This window comes from Paenibacillus sp. FSL R10-2778 (assembly GCF_038593035.1).
In the GTDB taxonomy this organism is placed as follows: Bacteria; Bacillota; Bacilli; order Paenibacillales; family Paenibacillaceae; genus Paenibacillus_AQ; species Paenibacillus_AQ odorifer.
In genome coordinates, this window is record NZ_CP151956.1 from 3,193,631 (window position 1) to 3,211,430 (window position 17,800).

The 17,800-nt window shown below is 41.8% G+C and carries 14 protein-coding genes and 1 riboswitch; all 14 genes read left to right on the top strand.

Translation table 11 applies throughout. The features are described from left to right. Positions 1-578 precede the first annotated feature (578 nt). The 14 genes from NST40_RS14245 to NST40_RS14310 all read left to right on the top strand — a co-directional run bounded on the left by NST40_RS14245 (position 579) and on the right by NST40_RS14310 (position 17,775). Complete coding sequence (locus NST40_RS14245) at positions 579-2,108, top strand: TPM domain-containing protein (protein ID WP_076276448.1); 1,530 nt, start codon at positions 579-581, stop codon at positions 2,106-2,108. A 174-nt stretch (positions 2,109-2,282) separates the two neighbouring features. Continuing rightward, complete coding sequence (locus NST40_RS14250) at positions 2,283-3,410, top strand: phosphodiester glycosidase family protein (protein WP_076184510.1); 1,128 nt, start codon at positions 2,283-2,285, stop codon at positions 3,408-3,410. A gap of 120 nt (positions 3,411-3,530) precedes the next feature. After that, a complete protein-coding gene (locus NST40_RS14255) occupies positions 3,531-4,463 on the top strand; it encodes a LysR family transcriptional regulator (RefSeq protein WP_076105621.1) in 933 nt (310 codons plus the stop codon). A gap of 16 nt (positions 4,464-4,479) precedes the next feature. Beyond that, positions 4,480-5,595: a 5-methyltetrahydropteroyltriglutamate--homocysteine S-methyltransferase gene (locus NST40_RS14260; protein WP_076184511.1), complete on the top strand. Its 1,116-nt coding sequence runs from the start codon at positions 4,480-4,482 to the stop codon at positions 5,593-5,595. Between the two features lie 139 nt (positions 5,596-5,734). Then, a complete protein-coding gene (locus NST40_RS14265) occupies positions 5,735-6,862 on the top strand; it encodes a 5-methyltetrahydropteroyltriglutamate--homocysteine S-methyltransferase (protein WP_076276449.1) in 1,128 nt (375 codons plus the stop codon). A 165-nt stretch (positions 6,863-7,027) separates the two neighbouring features. Then, the gene (locus tag NST40_RS14270; RefSeq protein ID WP_036678376.1) at positions 7,028-7,750 is read left to right on the top strand and encodes a YebC/PmpR family DNA-binding transcriptional regulator; all 723 of its coding nucleotides are present in this window, start codon (positions 7,028-7,030) and stop codon (positions 7,748-7,750) included. A 7-nt stretch (positions 7,751-7,757) separates the two neighbouring features. After that, positions 7,758-7,820, top strand: a riboswitch (Fluoride riboswitch). Between the two features lie 67 nt (positions 7,821-7,887). Continuing rightward, entirely contained in the window at positions 7,888-9,198 is a 1,311-nt protein-coding gene (locus NST40_RS14275) for a voltage-gated chloride channel family protein (protein ID WP_076276450.1), read from the top strand. A 445-nt stretch (positions 9,199-9,643) separates the two neighbouring features. After that, positions 9,644-11,209 carry an ABC-F family ATP-binding cassette domain-containing protein gene (locus NST40_RS14280; protein ID WP_076276451.1) on the top strand — a complete coding sequence of 522 codons (1,566 nt, stop codon included), beginning with the start codon at positions 9,644-9,646 and terminating at the stop codon, positions 11,207-11,209. 95 nt (positions 11,210-11,304) lie between these two features. Beyond that, a complete protein-coding gene (locus NST40_RS14285; RefSeq protein WP_076276452.1) occupies positions 11,305-12,594 on the top strand; it encodes an amidase in 1,290 nt (429 codons plus the stop codon). Positions 12,595-12,763: 169 nt separating this feature from the next. Beyond that, complete coding sequence (locus tag NST40_RS14290) at positions 12,764-13,354, top strand: sigma-70 family RNA polymerase sigma factor (RefSeq protein WP_076276453.1); 591 nt, start codon at positions 12,764-12,766, stop codon at positions 13,352-13,354. Then, entirely contained in the window at positions 13,332-14,957 is a 1,626-nt protein-coding gene (locus NST40_RS14295) for a DUF4179 domain-containing protein (RefSeq protein WP_076276454.1), read from the top strand. The genes NST40_RS14290 and NST40_RS14295 overlap by 23 nt, the downstream gene beginning before the upstream one ends. Positions 14,958-15,046: 89 nt before the next feature. Next, on the top strand, positions 15,047-15,274 hold the full coding sequence (locus NST40_RS14300; protein ID WP_036678084.1) for a hypothetical protein: 228 nt from the start codon (positions 15,047-15,049) through the stop codon (positions 15,272-15,274). Positions 15,275-15,403: 129 nt separating this feature from the next. Continuing rightward, positions 15,404-16,564: a DHHA1 domain-containing protein gene (locus NST40_RS14305; protein WP_076276455.1), complete on the top strand. Its 1,161-nt coding sequence runs from the start codon at positions 15,404-15,406 to the stop codon at positions 16,562-16,564. Between the two features lie 68 nt (positions 16,565-16,632). Further along, positions 16,633-17,775, top strand: coding sequence for a copper amine oxidase N-terminal domain-containing protein (locus tag NST40_RS14310; protein WP_076276456.1), 1,143 nt, complete (start codon positions 16,633-16,635; stop codon positions 17,773-17,775). Positions 17,776-17,800: the final 25 nt, after the last annotated feature.

The following is a 17,800-nucleotide window of genomic DNA, read 5'->3' on the forward strand; positions in this document are numbered from 1 at the left end:
AACGCTCAAATAAACAGAATAATGTCTCCTGAGTCCGATAATCGGCGAAAAGTATGTTATCCAGCGATTCCAAAACTCCAATGTACCTCAAGCAACTAAGAAGTTTAAGAGGGATTCCAAAACCCCATTTTACTCAGTAGCCAAGGAAGTTCAGTGTGTTACGGACCGTATTGCAGCTATTTCGCCTTTTCAGCTCATTTTGCTGCGTTATCGGACTGTATAGCACTTATTGACCAACATTTGCGGATAAGTGGTGTGGTTTTAAGTAAATAGCTGCAACTGAGTCCGATAGCCTGCCGCAAACGCTCGAATCAACAAAATAACGTCTCCTGAGTCCGATCCATCAGTGAAAAGTATGTTATCCAGCGATTCCAAAACTCCAATGCTCTTGAGTTTGATCCATCAACACAACACGATGATTGCCCCTAAAGCGACTTGCACGCCTCAAATCACCCGCCTCACAAACTCTAACCGTTTTTTCCTGTTGTGTAATTTCCAGTTTAGAATAAAATGGAACTATTCCGCTAACCGCGCGTAACCGATAAATAAGAGAGATAATGATAGATCAGGAGGTACATATGAACACGAGAACTCTAAAAATACTGCTACATACCACACTTGCTGCCTTATTGTTAAGTGTATTGCTTTTGCCGGCCGTAAGTTTAGCCAAAACTGCTGTACCTAAGCATACAGGGTCATTTTATGTGAATGATTTTGCGAATGTGATTGACGAGAAAGCAGAGAATTACATGGTGAACTACGGTATTCGATTACATCAGGCTACTGGAGCTCAAGTTGTGCTTGTAACTGTCGATTCTACTGAAGGGGTTTCGATGGAAGAGTATGCAAAATCGCTTTTCAATAGCTGGGGTGTGGGGGCTGCGGATAAAAATAACGGTCTGCTGCTGCTCCTTTCTATAAAAGATGATGATTATTGGGCGGTACAAGGTAAAGGTATAGAGGAATCATTGCCTAACAGTAAGATTAAAGAGATTCTTTCACAATATCTTGAGCCGGATTTCGCAGCTAAAACATACAGTAATGGTGCTAGGAAGACGTATGGAGCTTTTATTCAAGCTATGGGCGGCACTTGGGCAGAAAATGTTGGCACCAAAAATTACGTATCCGATAATGCGGGTGTGCTCAAAAAAGTAACTAAAGACTATCTGAACGATTCCAGCAACAGATATAAAACAACAACCGGAAGTGGAATTTATGTGGTCACCGTAAAAAATGCTGGAGATAAAACATTGCAGGACTATACCTATATGAAGTTTGCTTCGGTAGGTGCGGGTCCTAAGGATGTTATGCTGGTATTGGACATAGGCGGAGACAACTATCATGTTCTACAAGGCAAGGATATCGACAAGGTTTTAACCAATGAGGCTATTAGTAATATTTTAAATACCGTGCTTGAACCCCAATTTGTGAAAAAAGATTACGGTACGGGAGCTACAACGACAGTTAATTCGTTCTACAGTTTCTTGTTAGCTAGAGCGGATCATCCGCAAGGAGTCACTGGAAACAACGGAAACAATGTTAATCCTGGAACTACAACGAATTCTGGTACTTCCTCTACTACAGCTACAAGTGGAGGTGAGGCGGTTAGTAAAAGCAAGGCTTTTCTAATTTTCTCAGCGATTTTGGGTTCGCTTATCTTATTTGGATTTACTGCTTCACGACGCAATAGATATATAGAAATGTATGGTTTGCCATTTAATCCATATAGCCAAAGGAATATACGCCGTTATGGTCCTTGGCATGGTCAAGCGGATTACGGTTATGGCAGACGCTGGCACAGACGTTATTATCATCACCACCATAGGAATACAAACAATTCGCAATCAAGTTTCTGGGGAAACAGTGGTGGCGGAGGCTCTACTAACGGTGGCGGTGCAGGACGGTATTCCTCAAGCAACGAGAACCATGGTGGTGGAGGTTCCAGCAGTGGTGGAGGAGCAGGAAGACATTCTTCAAGCTCATCCAGCCGCAGCTACTCAGATGATGATGATAGAGGCTCATCAGGTGGTGGCGGTTATTCCGGCGGTGGTGGCTCATCAGGCGGCGGCGGTAGCGCTAGCAGCGGCGGTGGAGTAGGAAGACATTAGATTTTGTTTAGCTTTAGATGAGCAGGTAGCCAAGATATTGGAAACCTGCTCGTTTTTTGTTTTTGAATGCTGACTATTTCTCAAACAGAAACTTTTAACGAAAATCATCGTCTATGATAAGGACGAGTTGTACATATTATCAAATTAGTAATATTTAGGGAGGAATACTCAGAAGTGAGCACTTCATCATTACCTCAACGTTCCAATGCACGCAATAAGAAACCTGTAAAGAAACCAATAAAAAAGCGGAAGAAACGAAGTTTTTTTCGCACCTTATCCAAAGTTTTTTTATTCTGCTTATTCTTAATGATCGCTGCTGGTGGATGGCTTTATTTTGCACCCTCGGCTCAGAACTTACGTTATACAATCGCAGATACGCTAATTACAACACAACATCGCTATATGGCTAAATATATTATAGGTGAAGATCAACTGAAGGAACGGGTAACCGAATATACCGCCCGTTTTGAAGAGATGGGGGACGAAATAGATACACATACGATCGCTCCCGAACCTGAGGTGGTAGAGAAGCCGCTTGTCGAGATTGAGAATGTCTCAGGCAGTGGCTATACCGGATATGTAATGATTGTTAATGATCCAACCAAAGTCCGACTAGGAATACCTAATAAGATTGGTTCAGGTGAAAAAGTAACCAGTATGGTGAAGCGTACAGGCGCTATCGCTGGAGTTAACGGTGGTGGGTTCGCTGATCCGAACTGGAAAGGTAACGGGTTTAAACCCATAGGAATTGTAGTCTCACAAGGTAAGTTATATTACAACGGTCTTGGCGGTAAAAAATCTACACAGATTGTTGGTCTTGATAAACAAGGAAAAATGGTTGCCGGGAATTATACGCTAGATGAGATTAGTAAAATGGGGGTTCAGGAGGCAGTTACTTTTAGTCCGCGGCTAATCGTCAATGGCAAAGGATTGATTAAGAATGCAGCGGAAGGTTGGGGGATTGCACCTAGAACAGCAATGGGTCAGCGGGCAGATGGCGCTATTATTTTTGTGGTAATTGACGGACGACAGCCTACTTATAGTATTGGAGCAAATCTCTATGATGTGCAGCAGATTTTGCTTAAGCATGGAGCTGTGATAGCGGCTAATCTGGATGGTGGATCTTCTACGGTACTAGTAAAAGATAATGAGATTATGAATAAACCCTCATCCCAATATGGTGAGCGGTATTTGCCTACAGCTTTTTTAGTTTTTGAGCATCCAGAACAGGTTGATATGCCAAATATCTGGAAAGGACTAGACCCTGCCAAGATTGATGCTGGGAAAAAGAGAACACAATAAGTAGGCGTTATTGGGCACATAATAAGGATTATCTTGGAATGAGATGTGTATTTATGCTACGATATCAGCTAGTATGAAACAGAATGTAGTACGAATAGGTCTGGAACAGGGGGAATAGGAGTGACGTTGCAGCAGCTCCGCTACGCTATCGAAATTGCAAATAGTGGCTCCATGAATGAGGCGGCAAAGAAACTCTTTGTTTCTCAACCGAGCCTGTCCAACGCTATTAAAGAGCTTGAAAATGAACTTGGGATTACCATCTTTGAAAGGACGAACCGTGGAATCAGCATTTCTGTAGAAGGAATGGAATTTCTCGGATATGCCCGTCAAATCATTGAACAAACAGAGCTTATGGAGAATCGTTATACTGGGAAAAAGCGTAGCCCAATCTATTTTTCCATTTCGACTCAGCATTATGCTTTTGTGGTAGATGCTTTTGTGAGTCTCATGAAGCAAAGTGATGTCTCAGAGTACAACTTCAGCTTGAGAGAGACGCAAACCTACGACATCATCGAAGATGTGCGTACTCTCCGTAGCGATTTGGGGATTCTTTATATTAACGAGAGCAACTATAAGCATATGAATAAGCTGTTCAGTGACGGTAATCTGAAATTCACGCCACTCTTTAATACTGACCCACATCTTTATGTTAGAACTGGACATCCGCTTGCCCAGAAGGAAAGGATCTCGCAGGACGATATTTTACCTTTTCCGTATATTACTTTTGAACAGGGTGAGAACAATTCACTTCACTTCTCGGAGGAAATGTTAAGTTTTTCTCAGATTGAGAAGAATATTAAAGTGAATGACCGGGCAACCTTGACCAATTTATTAATGGGCACGGACGGTTATACAGTGGGTACAGGAATCATGGCATCCGATCTGAACGGTAATGGACTGAAGACGATTCCATTTGAGAGTAATGAAGTATTCACGGTTGGTTGGATTGCGCATAAAGATCGTAGACCTAGTGTGATGGCATCCAAGTATATAGAAATCTTAAATGACTTGGTTTCCGGAAGTTATTTTGATCTAAATCATTTTTTACTATAGCTGTAGGAGGATCGGTATGATTAGACCCGTAACTGGCACCCAGAGAAATGCTCCACCCTTTCGCTATGATATCGTCGGCAGCTTCTTGCGTACGGAAGAGATTAAAGCAGCCCGCCTCCAATATGAGAATGGTGAAATCACAGGTAGTGAGCTTTATGAAATAGAGAATATTGAGATTGCTAAACTACTGGAATTAGAAAAGGAAGTAGGATTATTAGCAGTAACAGATGGTGAATTTCGCCGTTCCTGGTGGCATCTTGATTTCTTTGTCGGAATTAAAGGAACTGAAAAGATTAACTTAAATCAAGGGAATGGAAGAGCGGAAACGGTTCAGCGTGCAGAATCATTCCGAATTGTTGACCGGATTTCCTTTGAAGATCATCCCATGCTACAGCAATTTATAAAGCTCAAGGAAATGGCGGGAGACCGGTTACCCAAAATGACGATCCCTTCACCTGCCCTATTTCACTTTGTGGAGGAGTTTAATGGAAATGAAGTTTACCCTGATAAGGAAACTCTATTTCAAGATATCATCGCGGTTTACCAAACTGCGATTCAAGCCTTTTACGATGCAGGCTGCCGTTATCTTCAGTTAGACGACACAACTTGGGGAACGCTGAGCAGTGGCCGACATCGCGCCCATTTACGCAGTAGAGGTACAGATCCCGATCAGTTAGCAAAGGATTACGTTAGGCTGATCAATGAGAGTATTGCGAATCGTCCGCATGATATGACCATCGCGCTGCACGTTTGCCGAGGTAATTTTCGCTCCACTTGGTTCGCTGCTGGCGGTTATGAGCCTGTTGCCGAGGTGCTTTTTTCCAATACAAAAGTTGATGCCTTTTTCTTGGAATATGATAATGAACGAGCTGGCGATTTCGAGCCCTTACGATTTATTAAAGACCAATTTGTAGTGTTGGGATTAGTGACAACCAAACATGGGGGTCTGGAGAGTAAAGAGCAGCTTAAGGCAAGAATCGAAGAAGCCGCGCAATATGTAGATATTGAGAAGCTGTGCCTAAGCCCTCAGTGTGGATTTGCTTCTACGGAGGAAGGAAATATTCTAACTGAAGAAGAGCAGTGGGATAAAATACGCCTTGTGATCGAAACCGCCCGAGAGGTCTGGTTATAATTAAATAAGCTAATTTGGTGGCCTGCTATAGCGTAAGCTTATGGTAGGCCATAGTTTTTAGGAGTTACCCTGTCCTGATTGTACAGTGCTATAGTGAATTCAACAGAAAAGCACAGACAATGAAGGAGGACGAACCCCTATGAGTACCATCCAAAAAGGAAAACAAAGAACTGAAGTGCCATTCAGAGTAGATATCGTTGGCAGCTTCTTACGTCCGGAAACGATTAAGAGAGCTCGTGTCCAATATCAAAATAATGAAATCTCCGCTGATGAATTGCGCAAGGTTGAAGATACAGAGATTGCCAGAGTTGTGAAAAAACAAAAAGCGGTTGGATTAAAAGGTGTAACGGATGGAGAGTTCCGCCGCTCCTGGTGGCATTTAGATTTTATGTGGGGCCTTGAAGGGGTAACAAAGAAAGTCAGCCCAGTGGGCTACCTGTTTAATGGTGTAGAGACCAGAGCGGAAACTGCAGAATTATCCGGTAAAATCCGTGGGACTAACCATCCGATGATCGCTGACTACAGACAATTGGTTAGCATAGCGGGAAATGATGTAGTAGCGCGCCAAACGATTCCTTCGCCAGCGCAGTTCCTTGCTGAACTTCAGCGCAACCAAAAGACTACTGTAGCTGTTTACGACAACCAGTATGAATTAGTGGCTGATATTGCTGCAGCTTATCGTGAAGTTATTCGTGATTTCTATGAGGCAGGTTGCCGTAATCTGCAATTGGACGACTGCACATGGGGTATGCTCTGTGATAAAGGATATTGGGAAGCACGTCAAAAAGAGGGTGTAGATGTTAACGAAATCGCTAAGTTATACGCATTTGTAAATAACGAAGCGATTAAAGATCATCCAGCAGATATGGTTATCACGATGCATGTATGCCGTGGGAACTACGCGTCCACTTGGGCAGCATCCGGCGGATACGAGCCTATCGCAGAAGTGTTGTTTGGAACGGTGGATGTAGATGGTTTCTATCTGGAGTTCGATACGGATCGGGCCGGAGACTTTGCACCCCTTAGATTTATTAAAGATCAACAAGTAGTTTTAGGTTTGTTCAGTTCGAAGTCAGGTGAGCTTGAGAATAAAGAAGAAATCATTGGACGGATTAAAGAAGCTTCGCAATATGTGGATATCAATCAGTTGTGCCTGAGCCCACAATGTGGTTTTGCCTCTACGGAAGAAGGAAACCATCTGACAGATCAACAGCAATGGGATAAACTGCAGTTTATTAAAGAGATTGCAGATGAAATTTGGCAGTAATCTATAAAAAATTAGCAGGCTCCTGATTGAATCAGGGGCCTCTTTCTATCTGTATTGTGACAGCTTAGAGGATTAACCTACTACTGCACTTTACTAGAGCTATCGAAGAAGGGTATAATAAGTAACAATTGTTTTTAATTCATGTTGAAAGAGAGCGGGAACAATATGGGTCGTAAGTGGAATAATATTAAAGAAAAGAAAGCTTCCAAAGACGCAAACACAAGTCGTGTTTATGCAAAGTTTGGTGTTGAGATTTATGTAGCAGCAAAGAAGGGTGAACCCGATCCAGAAGCGAACCGGGCCCTGAAAGTTGTATTAGAACGTGCAAAAACTTACAATGTACCAAAAGCGATCATTGACCGTGCGCTTGATAAGGCTAAAGGTAGCGCTGAAGAAAATTATGAAGAGCTTCGTTATGAAGGATTTGGACCTAGCGGTTCAATGATCATCGTTGATGCGCTCACAAATAACGTTAATCGGACAGCTCCATTGATCCGTTCAACCTTCAGTAAGAATGGCGGAAATATGGGTGTCAGCGGATCAGTAGCTTACATGTTTGACTCTACGGCCGTTATAGGTGTGGAAGGTAAAACTGCTGATGAAGTAATTGAAATGATGTTTGATGCAGAACTTGATGTACGCGATGTGCTGGAAGAGGATGATGCAGTTATTGTTTATGCAGAACCTGATCAGTTCAATGCAGTGCAAGAAGTATTCAAGAATGCAGGCATCACTGAATTCACTGTAGCTGAGTTAAATATGCTTCCACAAAACTATGTGGCACTCCCAGAAGATGCTCAAGCTCAATTCGAGAAATTGATTGATGCTTTGGAAGACCTGGAAGATGTTCAACAAGTGTATCATAACGTAGATTCAGAAGAAGAATAATTTAAGTTTTATAAAGGGCGATGGAGTTCGCCGTAACTGTCTCTCTGAGACTAATGACTCCTACCAGTGTGAGCTTCCCTGGTAGGAGTCTGTTTTATTGTTGAGACTAATTTATTTTGTCCTTAGGAGCTGTCGAGATGAATCCATGGTCTACCCGATGGTTTGAAATCACTAAGAAGCGAAGTTATTTTGCTCTTTGGAGTACATTTATCAAATGGATTGTGCTCGGCAGTGTAGTTGGTATTTTATCCGGCACCGCCTCTGCTTTTTTTCTAAAAAGCTTGGATTACGTAACAGATGTACGTTTAGAGCATCCAGGGCTACTTTATTTGTTGCCTCTTGGGGGAGTATTTGTTAGTTTCCTATATATGCGTTACGGAAAAAACAGCGCTAAAGGAAATAACCTTATTATAGAACAAATTCAGGACGGCCAAGAGACTATACCTTTGCGAATGGCTCCATTGGTGTTGTTCGGAACATTAGTAACCCACTTATTTGGTGGATCCGCTGGGCGTGAAGGGACAGCTGTTCAAATGGGCGGAAGCCTTGCGGAATGGTTCGGAAAGCTGATTAAAATCAGTCCTCTGGATCGTAAGATACTGTTAATGTGCGGGATCAGTGCAGGCTTTGGTTCTATTTTCGGAACACCGCTGGCTGGAACCTTATTTGGTCTAGAGGTAGTAACCATTGGACTTATTAGCCAACAGGCATTACTTCCATGTTTTGTGGCTAGCTTTGTTGGTGATCTGGTCACCACTCGATTGTGGGGTGTTCATCATACACACTATGTAGTGAATGAATTTCCAGCTTTAAGTTTAATGATTATTCTAAAAGTGGTATTGGCCTCTGTAATTTTTGGTCTCGTGAGTATGCTTTTCAGTGAACTGACTCATTTTCTGAAAAGAATCTTCACCGCCAGGATAAGCAATCCAATGATAAAAGGTGCCGTAGGTGGATTAATTATCATTGCCTTAGTATTCCTTGTAGGGTCTCGTGATTACTTAGGCCTCGGAATTCCGTTAATCAAGGATTCTTTTGAGGGAGATGTCTCGCCGTTCGCTTTTTTATGGAAGCTGATCTTTACCGCCTTTACCTTAGGAACAGGATTTCAGGGTGGTGAGGTTACTCCGTTATTTACGATTGGTGCCACACTAGGAAATGCCTTGGCTGGAATATTACATGTGTATGGACCCTTTTTAGCTGCCCTCGGTTTTATTGCTGTCTTCTGTGGAGCTACTAGCACGCCTATCGCTTGCTTCTTAATGGGGATCGAGCTGTTTGGTTCGGAAGGAGCCATATACATGTTTATCGCTTGTGTGGTGAGTTATTTATTCTCCGGACATAGTAGTATTTATACTTCACAGCTTATTGGTGTATCGAAGAGCCAGTTCATTACTATTCCTCAAGGGACTAGGATCGGTACGGTCAAACGCGCCCGCAAAAAATAACAGCACCTCTCGGATGGTGGTTGACAAGTGCGGATACACGATTTAAAATGTAGCCAAACGAAGGGATGGTTCAACATGATTCATGTGGAAACTGAAAAATTATATACCAGAAGCTGCTCCGAACAATCGGATACAAACGATGAAACGTTGTCCGGAGCTTAATCAAAAAGCGAATCGCTTTTTATATCATCGAAAGCTAGCTAGGTCATTTTAGTGTGATTATTCATGCTTATTTGATTACGCCATCTTCCGATGTTAATGATTAAGAGGCTGTAGACAATTTTCGTCTACAGCCTTTTGTGTTTATAATGTTCAGTTTCCAAACTGACAATTATCTATTTGTGCCGTCTATTCGTGCACTAATAAGCAGAAGGCTTGCGCCCAAGGGCGCGGTGTCTTCTGCTTTTTTTGTGCTTAAAAACAATTATAGAAAAGAGGAAAGCAAATGAGTTTACTTGAGGTTTCTAATGTATCACATGCTTTTGGAGATAAAGTGCTGTATAAACAGGTTTTTTTGGAAGTCTACAAAGGGGAGCATGTAGGTGTAGTGGGTCAGAATGGAACAGGGAAAAGCACATTGATTGGTATTCTGACGGGCGAGGTGATTCCTGATGGTGGAACGATTAAATGGCAGCCCAATATCAAAATAGGTCATCTTGATCAATACGCGGTTATTGATGGGTCAAGTACCGTTCAAAGTTATTTAAGGAGAGCGTTCACTGAATTATACGAAATGGAAGAAAAGATGAATGCACTTTATGCGGAATGTGCTGTTTCTGGCAATGAAGTGCTTTTGCAGAAGGCAGCAGACCTTCAGGAACGACTTGAGGCGCTCGACTATTATTCTATCGAGAGCAATATCAGTAAAGTGGTTACGGGGCTAGGACTAAATGCAATGGGGATGGACCGTCCTATTGATCAGCTTAGTGGGGGGCAGCGAACCAAAGTTATATTGGCAAAGCTGTTGCTTGAACAACCTGATGTGTTATTGCTCGACGAGCCCACCAATTATCTCGACACCACGCATATTAACTGGCTTGCTGAATATCTGATAGCGTTCGATCAAGCCTTCATTGTGGTCTCTCATAACTACACTTTTCTCGATAAAATATCAACAAGCATTTGCGATATTGAAGGGGAAACGATTAAAAAATATCATGGCAAATATGCTGATTTTTTGAGACAGAAGGAGCATTTTCGCGAAAGCCATATCCGGCAGTACCATGCACAGCAGAAAAAAATTGAAGCCACTGAGCAATATATCCGGAAAAATGGTGCTGGTGTTAATTCTAGAATTGCCCGTGGCCGTCAGAAGCAGCTGGATCGTATGGAGAGAATCGCTGCACCGACGTTTGTCACTAAAGCATCTATCCGTTTTCAAGAGCTTCCTGTTACTGCACAAGTTGCGCTTAGAGTAGACCATCTTGTGGTTGGTTACGATAAGCCGCTGCTGCCAAAATTAACATTTTCCATTCGAGGAGGACAAAAGATAGTCATAACAGGCTTTAACGGCATCGGAAAATCAACATTGCTGAAAACATTAGTTGGTCAAATCCCCAGTGTTGACGGGGCATTCCGCTTTGCGGAACAAGTCTCTCTTGGTTACTACGAGCAAGATTTAATTTGGGAAAGCGATAACATGACACCTATTGAAATCGTCGCATCGTTTTATCCAAAATTGACTATTAAGGAAATACGTCGTCATTTAGCATTATGTGTTGTAAAAGATAGTCACGTTACACAGCCTATCTGTACACTCAGCGGTGGCGAACAATCCAAAGTTAAGCTGTGTCTTTTATTACTTACAGCATGTAATTTCTTAATCTTAGATGAGCCCACTAATCACTTAGATGCCGAAACAAAAGATGCTTTACAGAATGCTTTAATCCAATTTAAAGGTACAGTGATTCTAGTTTCTCATGAGGAGCAATTTTATCAAGGGTGGGTGGATCGTGTAATCAATATTGTGGATGAAAATAGAAATAGAGAACTAAAGTATAGTCATAGATAAGGTTAACTAGTAACATAAAGTTGTTCCAAATTAATACAATCGTCTTCAAATGGCTTCCTGGTTTAAGTGAATATAAAGGAGGGCTCCAATCAGACATGTACATTAATAAATCTTCGTTAGCTCAGTTTGCTCAGGGCAATAAGACCTCAGATGTGACCATGGATAGATATCTTACACAATATTTAGATCTTTACGATAAGGTAGAACCACACGTGCGTGCTTTTGTGCCAGAGGAGAACCGAGCAGATAGAATAAAAAATGAAGTGGCTAGGGTAAGAGAGAAGTATTCGGAATTTCCTAAACCATCGCTATATGGAATACCTGTTGGAATCAAAGATTTAATTCACTTAGACGGGTTGCCTACCTGTGCAGGGTCGAACCTTCCCCCACAAGCTTTGACGAAGTCTGAGGGCAGTTTTATTCAAAAGCTTCGGCAAAAAGGGGTTTGGTTCACCGGCAAAACAGTGACGGAGGAATTTGCTTATGCCGGACCTATCACGACCCGTAATCCTCATCAGCTGGATCATACGCCTGGCGGCTCTAGTGCAGGCTCTGCTGCTGCGGTTGCCGCGGGCATCTGTCCATTTGCAATAGGTACACAAACCTTGCGTTCTGTTATGGCACCTGCTTCATTTTGCGGAGTGGTCGGCTTTAAACCTAGTTATGCGCGTATCCCTATAGATGGTGTCCGATTGATGTCGCCATCTTTTGATACGTTTGGATTTTTCACTCAGGATATGGAGGGTATGGACTTTCTCGCCGCAGAGCTTGTAACGGAATGGAGACCTTTTAAAGAAGCTCGTAAACCTGTGCTAGGGATACCCGAAGGTGTATACATGACATTATTAGAGAATGACACCAAGATAACCTTTCAGAAGCAGCTTAAGAAGCTTGAGGAAGCAGGGTTCAGCATAAAAACAGTTGCAATGCCGTGGGAAGATAGCTTTATCTACGGAGATGCCATGGTGCGGTTTGTTCACGGAGAAATGGCGCAAGTCCATCATTCACTATTTGATATTTATAAAGATCTTTATGAGGATACCGTACGGCAGGCTATTTTATCTGGACGAACCATCACTGAGGAAGAACTGGAAGGATATCGTAGCGGACAAATCAAGCTCAGAAACGATCTATTAGATGTGCAGAAGTCACAGGGGATTGATCTGTGGGTTTCGCCGGCTCAGGCAGGAACAGCTCCGCTGTGGGGAACACGAACCGGATGGACCGGAATGACGGCCATTTGGTCATATGCTGGAGCGCCTGCGGTGAGTATTCCAGCTGCCTCTATAAATAACATGCCTTTAGGCTTTCAATGTATCGGGGCATATGGCAGGGATGAAGAGTTAATTTATTGGAGTAAAGTGGTTTCTTTAGCGCTTCAGTGATTCTATGGCTTTAGAAATGGATCGATTGTTGTATTTTGTTCTAAAACGTAATCGGTAGATTACACAGTAGGTCTTCGTTTTATTTGAAGATCTACTTTTTTTTGTATAAAGTGAGAGTTTTTTTAATAGGGATCGTCTATATAGTATCGTGCTTCAAGGAGGCTTCAGGGTGAAGGGACATGTACCGAAAGTTGAAAAAGAGGATGAGAGGCTATGGATCCAAAATGTTCTCGATGGACATAAAGAAGACTATTCGTATCTTGTAAATCGATATAAGAATAAAATTTATGGGCTTTTGCGAGGAATGGGAGCCAATCATCAAGATGCACAAGACATAACGCAGGAGACGTTTATTAAAGCTTACCGTAAGCTGGCTTCACATGATTTGGATAAGAATTTTGCGGCGTGGCTATATGCTATCGCGACTAATTTACTGAAGGATTCGTGGAAAAAAGACCGACCGACAGCGAGTTTGCCGGACGACAATGCCGAATATTCTCTTTCGGATAATCCAGAAGAAGAATTAATGCGATCGGAGCATCGCACAGAGCTGCTTCACCTGATGCAGAAGCTCCCGTCTAATTATCGTACGGCTTTACTGCTTCGTTATACCAATGATTTAAGCTATGAAGAAATGTGTATGGTTCTAGATGTTCCATTAAGCAAGATTCAAAATGATTTATACCGGGCTAAACAGCGTTTGAAGCAGCTAATTACACTCCAGGAGGTGAAGACCGATGAGGTGCTTAAATTCCTATGAGATCGAAGAATATATTTTAAGCAAATCTATCTTTCGAGATCAAGCCGTAGCTGAACATATGGCAACTTGTACGCAATGTAATATGATCTACGAAGCAGAGCTTGAAGAACAAGCAGAATGGTCGCAGGCTATGTATGAAGAGCGCTTACCAGATTCATTTACTGCTCAAGTAATGGCTTCTTTGGAACAAGTAGAGCTTGAGGAATTTACTCCAACACAAAGGAATCGTAAGCATCCGAAGCGCAATAAGTTGCTGAGATTATTTATGGGTGCGGCGTTGTTACTGGTTGTGCTAAGTGCCGTGATCTTATATTCCGTTCCTACACTGGCAGAGACTTTACGTTCTCTTTTTGTAAAAAACAACATGGACATTGGCCTTCTACGAGCACAAGAATTTGGGTTGGTAGAGCATCCTAATATTAAGGTGAAGGATAAGGGCTACACAATCAAAATAGATGAAGCAGTGGCAGATCCTACACGGGTAATTGTTGCGTTACAGCTGTTTGGACCGGATGGAAAGCATGATAAAAAACGCTTGGTCCTTAATGATGGGAACAGTATTGCGATTAAGGATGATCAAGGGAAGGTTGTTGGGGAGTTATACGATATAGGATTTACCAGTGACTTTTACTATTTGATCGCTAATTTCACTGAACCTCTGCAAACTGATCGAATTACGGTCGAAGGTCATATTACTGAATTGGGAAGTGAACGCAAGAACATCCCTACTCTTAAAGGCGATTGGAATTTCAATTTTTCTATGGATATGACAGAAGCGAATAAACAAACAACCACCATGCCACTAACGGGTAGCTACACCTCCCCGGACGGTTTAACTGTGACCTTGAAAAAATTAACTCATATGGTGCAAGGTGTTCGTTTTGAGTTTGATACGCAATTGAGTGAAGAGGCATTGACCCGTTCTCCTGGCGAACTATGGAAGCAACAGGGCTTGAAATTCCATTTTGAGGATACAGCAGGCGAAGAGATTCACAGTGTTAATGCTAGAAAGTTTCCTAATAAGAATAGCGTGATGTCCTACTCTAACCTTCCCGGGGCAACAAAGGGACTTATGCACTGGAGCTATACGTTTAAATATTTACCTCAGGATACGCCTTATACTTTCGTATTGGATGGATATTTCATCCCAGAGAAGGATGGTTCTAGTGTGCAATTTGAGCCTGCCAAGTTGAAAGAACAGCCGATTCCCTTTGTATTTGACGGGGATGAACTGATGTTAAATGATTTTACAGTGGAGTCATCTCCCGATAACAATGTATCAGCGAAGGAAGGTGTATTACATTTTAGAGGAAGATTGAGAAATGAGTTTTTAAATAGTGAATGGATATTTAAGACACTAGATGGCAAGGAGTACAAACTCACTGAACAAGGAGCTTTTACTACCAAAGGGGGAGGATGGAAAGATGGTTATATTGAATTTATCGAGTCTCAGTCAAATAATCAAAAGAAATATTTCCAATTCCGTGCCGAAGGCCTTACACAAATTCCCGAGCAGCTTCAATTAGTACGCACGATAAACAATCGAATGTATACTAATGTAGACTGGTCCGTTCCTATCATGGAAGCTAGCAAAAAAGAGTAAATATAGTTATTTGGTTTCCGGATTGTACAAGCAAATAAGGGGGAATAAGCATCTCATATACTATCACAATGGAAAAGAGGTGGTAGTTTATGACTGCTGCAGAGAAGAGAAAAATTCAAAGAGCTTTGAACGCATTGCGTAAGCAAAGAGTGATTCTGAAAGAAAGTCTTAAAAGAATTGAAGCCATTCTTTGCAGGTTGCCTATTGGCAGTCGTGAAAGATTTGAATTGTTAGCAGTAAGAGACTCAATAGTAGAAGCGCTTCGACTAAATGCAATTGCCATTAGAAATTTAAAAGATGCTACTTGTTCTTGTTAATTACCCTAATACCAGTTCTACGCAGTTTTTGCGTGGAGCTGGTTTTTTTGAAATAATAAGATTCAAACTATCCGTTATGATACTATAAACTTAATATGTCGATAACGTAAAAAAGAGAGGAAACCATTTATGACCAACAAACTATACTACAATTCTACATACCAGACTGATTGGCAAACCCGTGTGACTGAAACCATAGAACGAGAAGATGGTCTTTATGTTCTTTTAGAGGAGACGGCTTTTTATCCGCATGGTGGTGGACAACCCTGTGATCTTGGAGCTATTCAGGGAATCCCTGTGCTTGATGTAATCAGTGAGGAAGAGCTTGTACTGCATAAGCTGGAACGTTTACCTAATGAGGAATCGGTAACTTGTCAGATCGATTGGAATAGAAGATTTGACCATATGCAGCAGCATAGTGGCCAGCATTTGCTCTCAGCGGTTTGTCTAGAAAAATATAACTTTATGACCTTAAGCTTTCATTTAGGTGAGGACTATTGCACTATTGATATAGAAGTGCCAGAACTGTCTGCTGATCAACTGTACTCCATAGAGAGAGAAGTTAATCGGCAGATTTACTTAAATCACAATATTCTCAGCTATTTCGTAACAGGGGAAGAGGCTTCACAGCTTAAATTGGTTAAACAGCCAAAAGTGACAGAGAACATCCGGATTGTTGAGATCAAAGATGTTGAATACAACGCTTGTGGGGGGACACATGTGTCCTCAACGGGTGAAATTGGGATAATTAAGCTTTTAAAAGCTGAGAAAATAAAAGCGAACACGCGGATTTATTTTAAATGTGGATATCGTGCTTTAGAGGAATTTAATACTAGTCAGCAAATCCTTGGAACACTGTCTTCCAAATTCAACACAGGCAAAGATGAGATTATTGATCGAATTGAAAAATGGGAAAATGAACAAAAGCTGCTGCAAGCTGAAATTTACCTGCTTAAAGAAAAAAATGATGACTATGTTGTGCAAGAGCTTTTAAATGAGCAAGCGGGAAAGATGATCGCACAAGTATTTGAAGATAAATCGCTAAAAGATCTACAGAGCTTAGCAAATAAGCTGACTTCGAAATGTGATCTTCCTGTATTATTAGCTACTTCTGCGGAGAATAAGGTTGTTTTTGCGCAGAATGGGAGCACGGAGATTTCCTGTGGAGCTTTTTTCAAAGCTCATCTAGGCAGCTATAATGGTAAAGGCGGGGGCAGCGATAAACTGGCGCAAGCAGGATTCCCAACTTGGGTGGATGCTTTGGCATTTTATGAGTTTGCTAGAGGGTGAGAAGAAACTTTTTCCATTATCTTCCGTCTAATTACATATGATTATAATGTCGAAGGAGACGGATAGATATGAATAAATGGAAGGTAACGCTAGGGATCTTTGCTGTTTTGATTTTAAGTACTGGATATGGATCGGTATCTGCGCAAGCAGACAAGCAAATTCAATTTAACTATAAAGAAATTGGAATCAGCAGTAAACAAGTGATCGCGGAGAATACAACTTTTGTACCCTTGAAATCACTCGCAGATGCTATGGGTTATAAGTTATCGTGGGATCAAAAATCCAAAATGGCCAAGCTGGTACGTCCAGAGCGTGAAGTCATCTTCACCGCGGGTGCTGCAACGTCAAAAGTGAACGGGGCAGCGATGGCATTAACAAAATCTCCTCGTATCATAAAAGGTTCGTTGTACTTGCCATTGGTCTCTGCAGTCAGTGTACTCGGGGGTAAAACCGCGCTTAATAAAACGGATGGGGTTATCCAAATCGTAGATGAACCTAGATTTGTTGCTGCTTCTGTAGAAGGTAGATCCTATTGGATATCTCAAAAAAACGCTAATTTATATTACCGGGCTACGGCAGCCGGGAAACCAGTAATTATTGGCCAACTACCCCTTAAGGAGTCAGCTTACAATCATGGATTTGAGATTAAAAAACTTGGAAATGGCACGGACTTACTCCAGTTAACGGACAATCACTATGCAATGTTTAATGATTTCAGCAACAGCTATCAGGTATTAGTTCAAGCAGGTACAATAATTAAGCAAATGGATTATCATTATATGATCTCTGCTTATCCACATGCGCCTCAAGTACCTTCCACTCAGGTGTATATGACCGATGGGAAGAATGTTCAGTATATTACTAAGGATGGCGGTTTGGGCAAGTTGTTTGAGATGGAGAAATTAACCGGGGCAACCGGTGATTTCATAGTGGAGTACGCCGCGGAGGATGTGGCACTTGTTCGCTTATTAGATACAACACAATTATATATTGTCTACAGCAGTACAGGAGAAATCGTCAATCTCAGTGAACAACTGATTACTAGTGAGGATCGTAAAGAATGGGATAAAGTAAATGATGGCAGAGATCAATACATTCTGAGCAGAATGTTAGGGATGAAAAGCCGTAAGGGGAATGTGCTTACATTCACCTATACGCCAATCCTTGAGGAAAAAGCAAAAACAGTGACATATACACTTCTAGCGAAATAATTCGGAATCACATCAATATAATTAG

Coding starts and splice junctions, on each gene's coding strand:
- NST40_RS14295 (WP_076276454.1), top strand. CDS start 13,332: ATGAGGTGCTTAAATTCCTATGAGATCGAAGAATATATTTTAAGCAAA.
- NST40_RS14285 (WP_076276452.1), top strand. CDS start 11,305: ATGTACATTAATAAATCTTCGTTAGCTCAGTTTGCTCAGGGCAATAAG.
- NST40_RS14300 (WP_036678084.1), top strand. CDS start 15,047: ATGACTGCTGCAGAGAAGAGAAAAATTCAAAGAGCTTTGAACGCATTG.
- NST40_RS14275 (WP_076276450.1), top strand. CDS start 7,888: ATGAATCCATGGTCTACCCGATGGTTTGAAATCACTAAGAAGCGAAGT.
- NST40_RS14305 (WP_076276455.1), top strand. CDS start 15,404: ATGACCAACAAACTATACTACAATTCTACATACCAGACTGATTGGCAA.
- NST40_RS14270 (WP_036678376.1), top strand. CDS start 7,028: ATGGGTCGTAAGTGGAATAATATTAAAGAAAAGAAAGCTTCCAAAGAC.
- NST40_RS14310 (WP_076276456.1), top strand. CDS start 16,633: ATGAATAAATGGAAGGTAACGCTAGGGATCTTTGCTGTTTTGATTTTA.
- NST40_RS14265 (WP_076276449.1), top strand. CDS start 5,735: ATGAGTACCATCCAAAAAGGAAAACAAAGAACTGAAGTGCCATTCAGA.
- NST40_RS14280 (WP_076276451.1), top strand. CDS start 9,644: ATGAGTTTACTTGAGGTTTCTAATGTATCACATGCTTTTGGAGATAAA.
- NST40_RS14245 (WP_076276448.1), top strand. CDS start 579: ATGAACACGAGAACTCTAAAAATACTGCTACATACCACACTTGCTGCC.
- NST40_RS14260 (WP_076184511.1), top strand. CDS start 4,480: ATGATTAGACCCGTAACTGGCACCCAGAGAAATGCTCCACCCTTTCGC.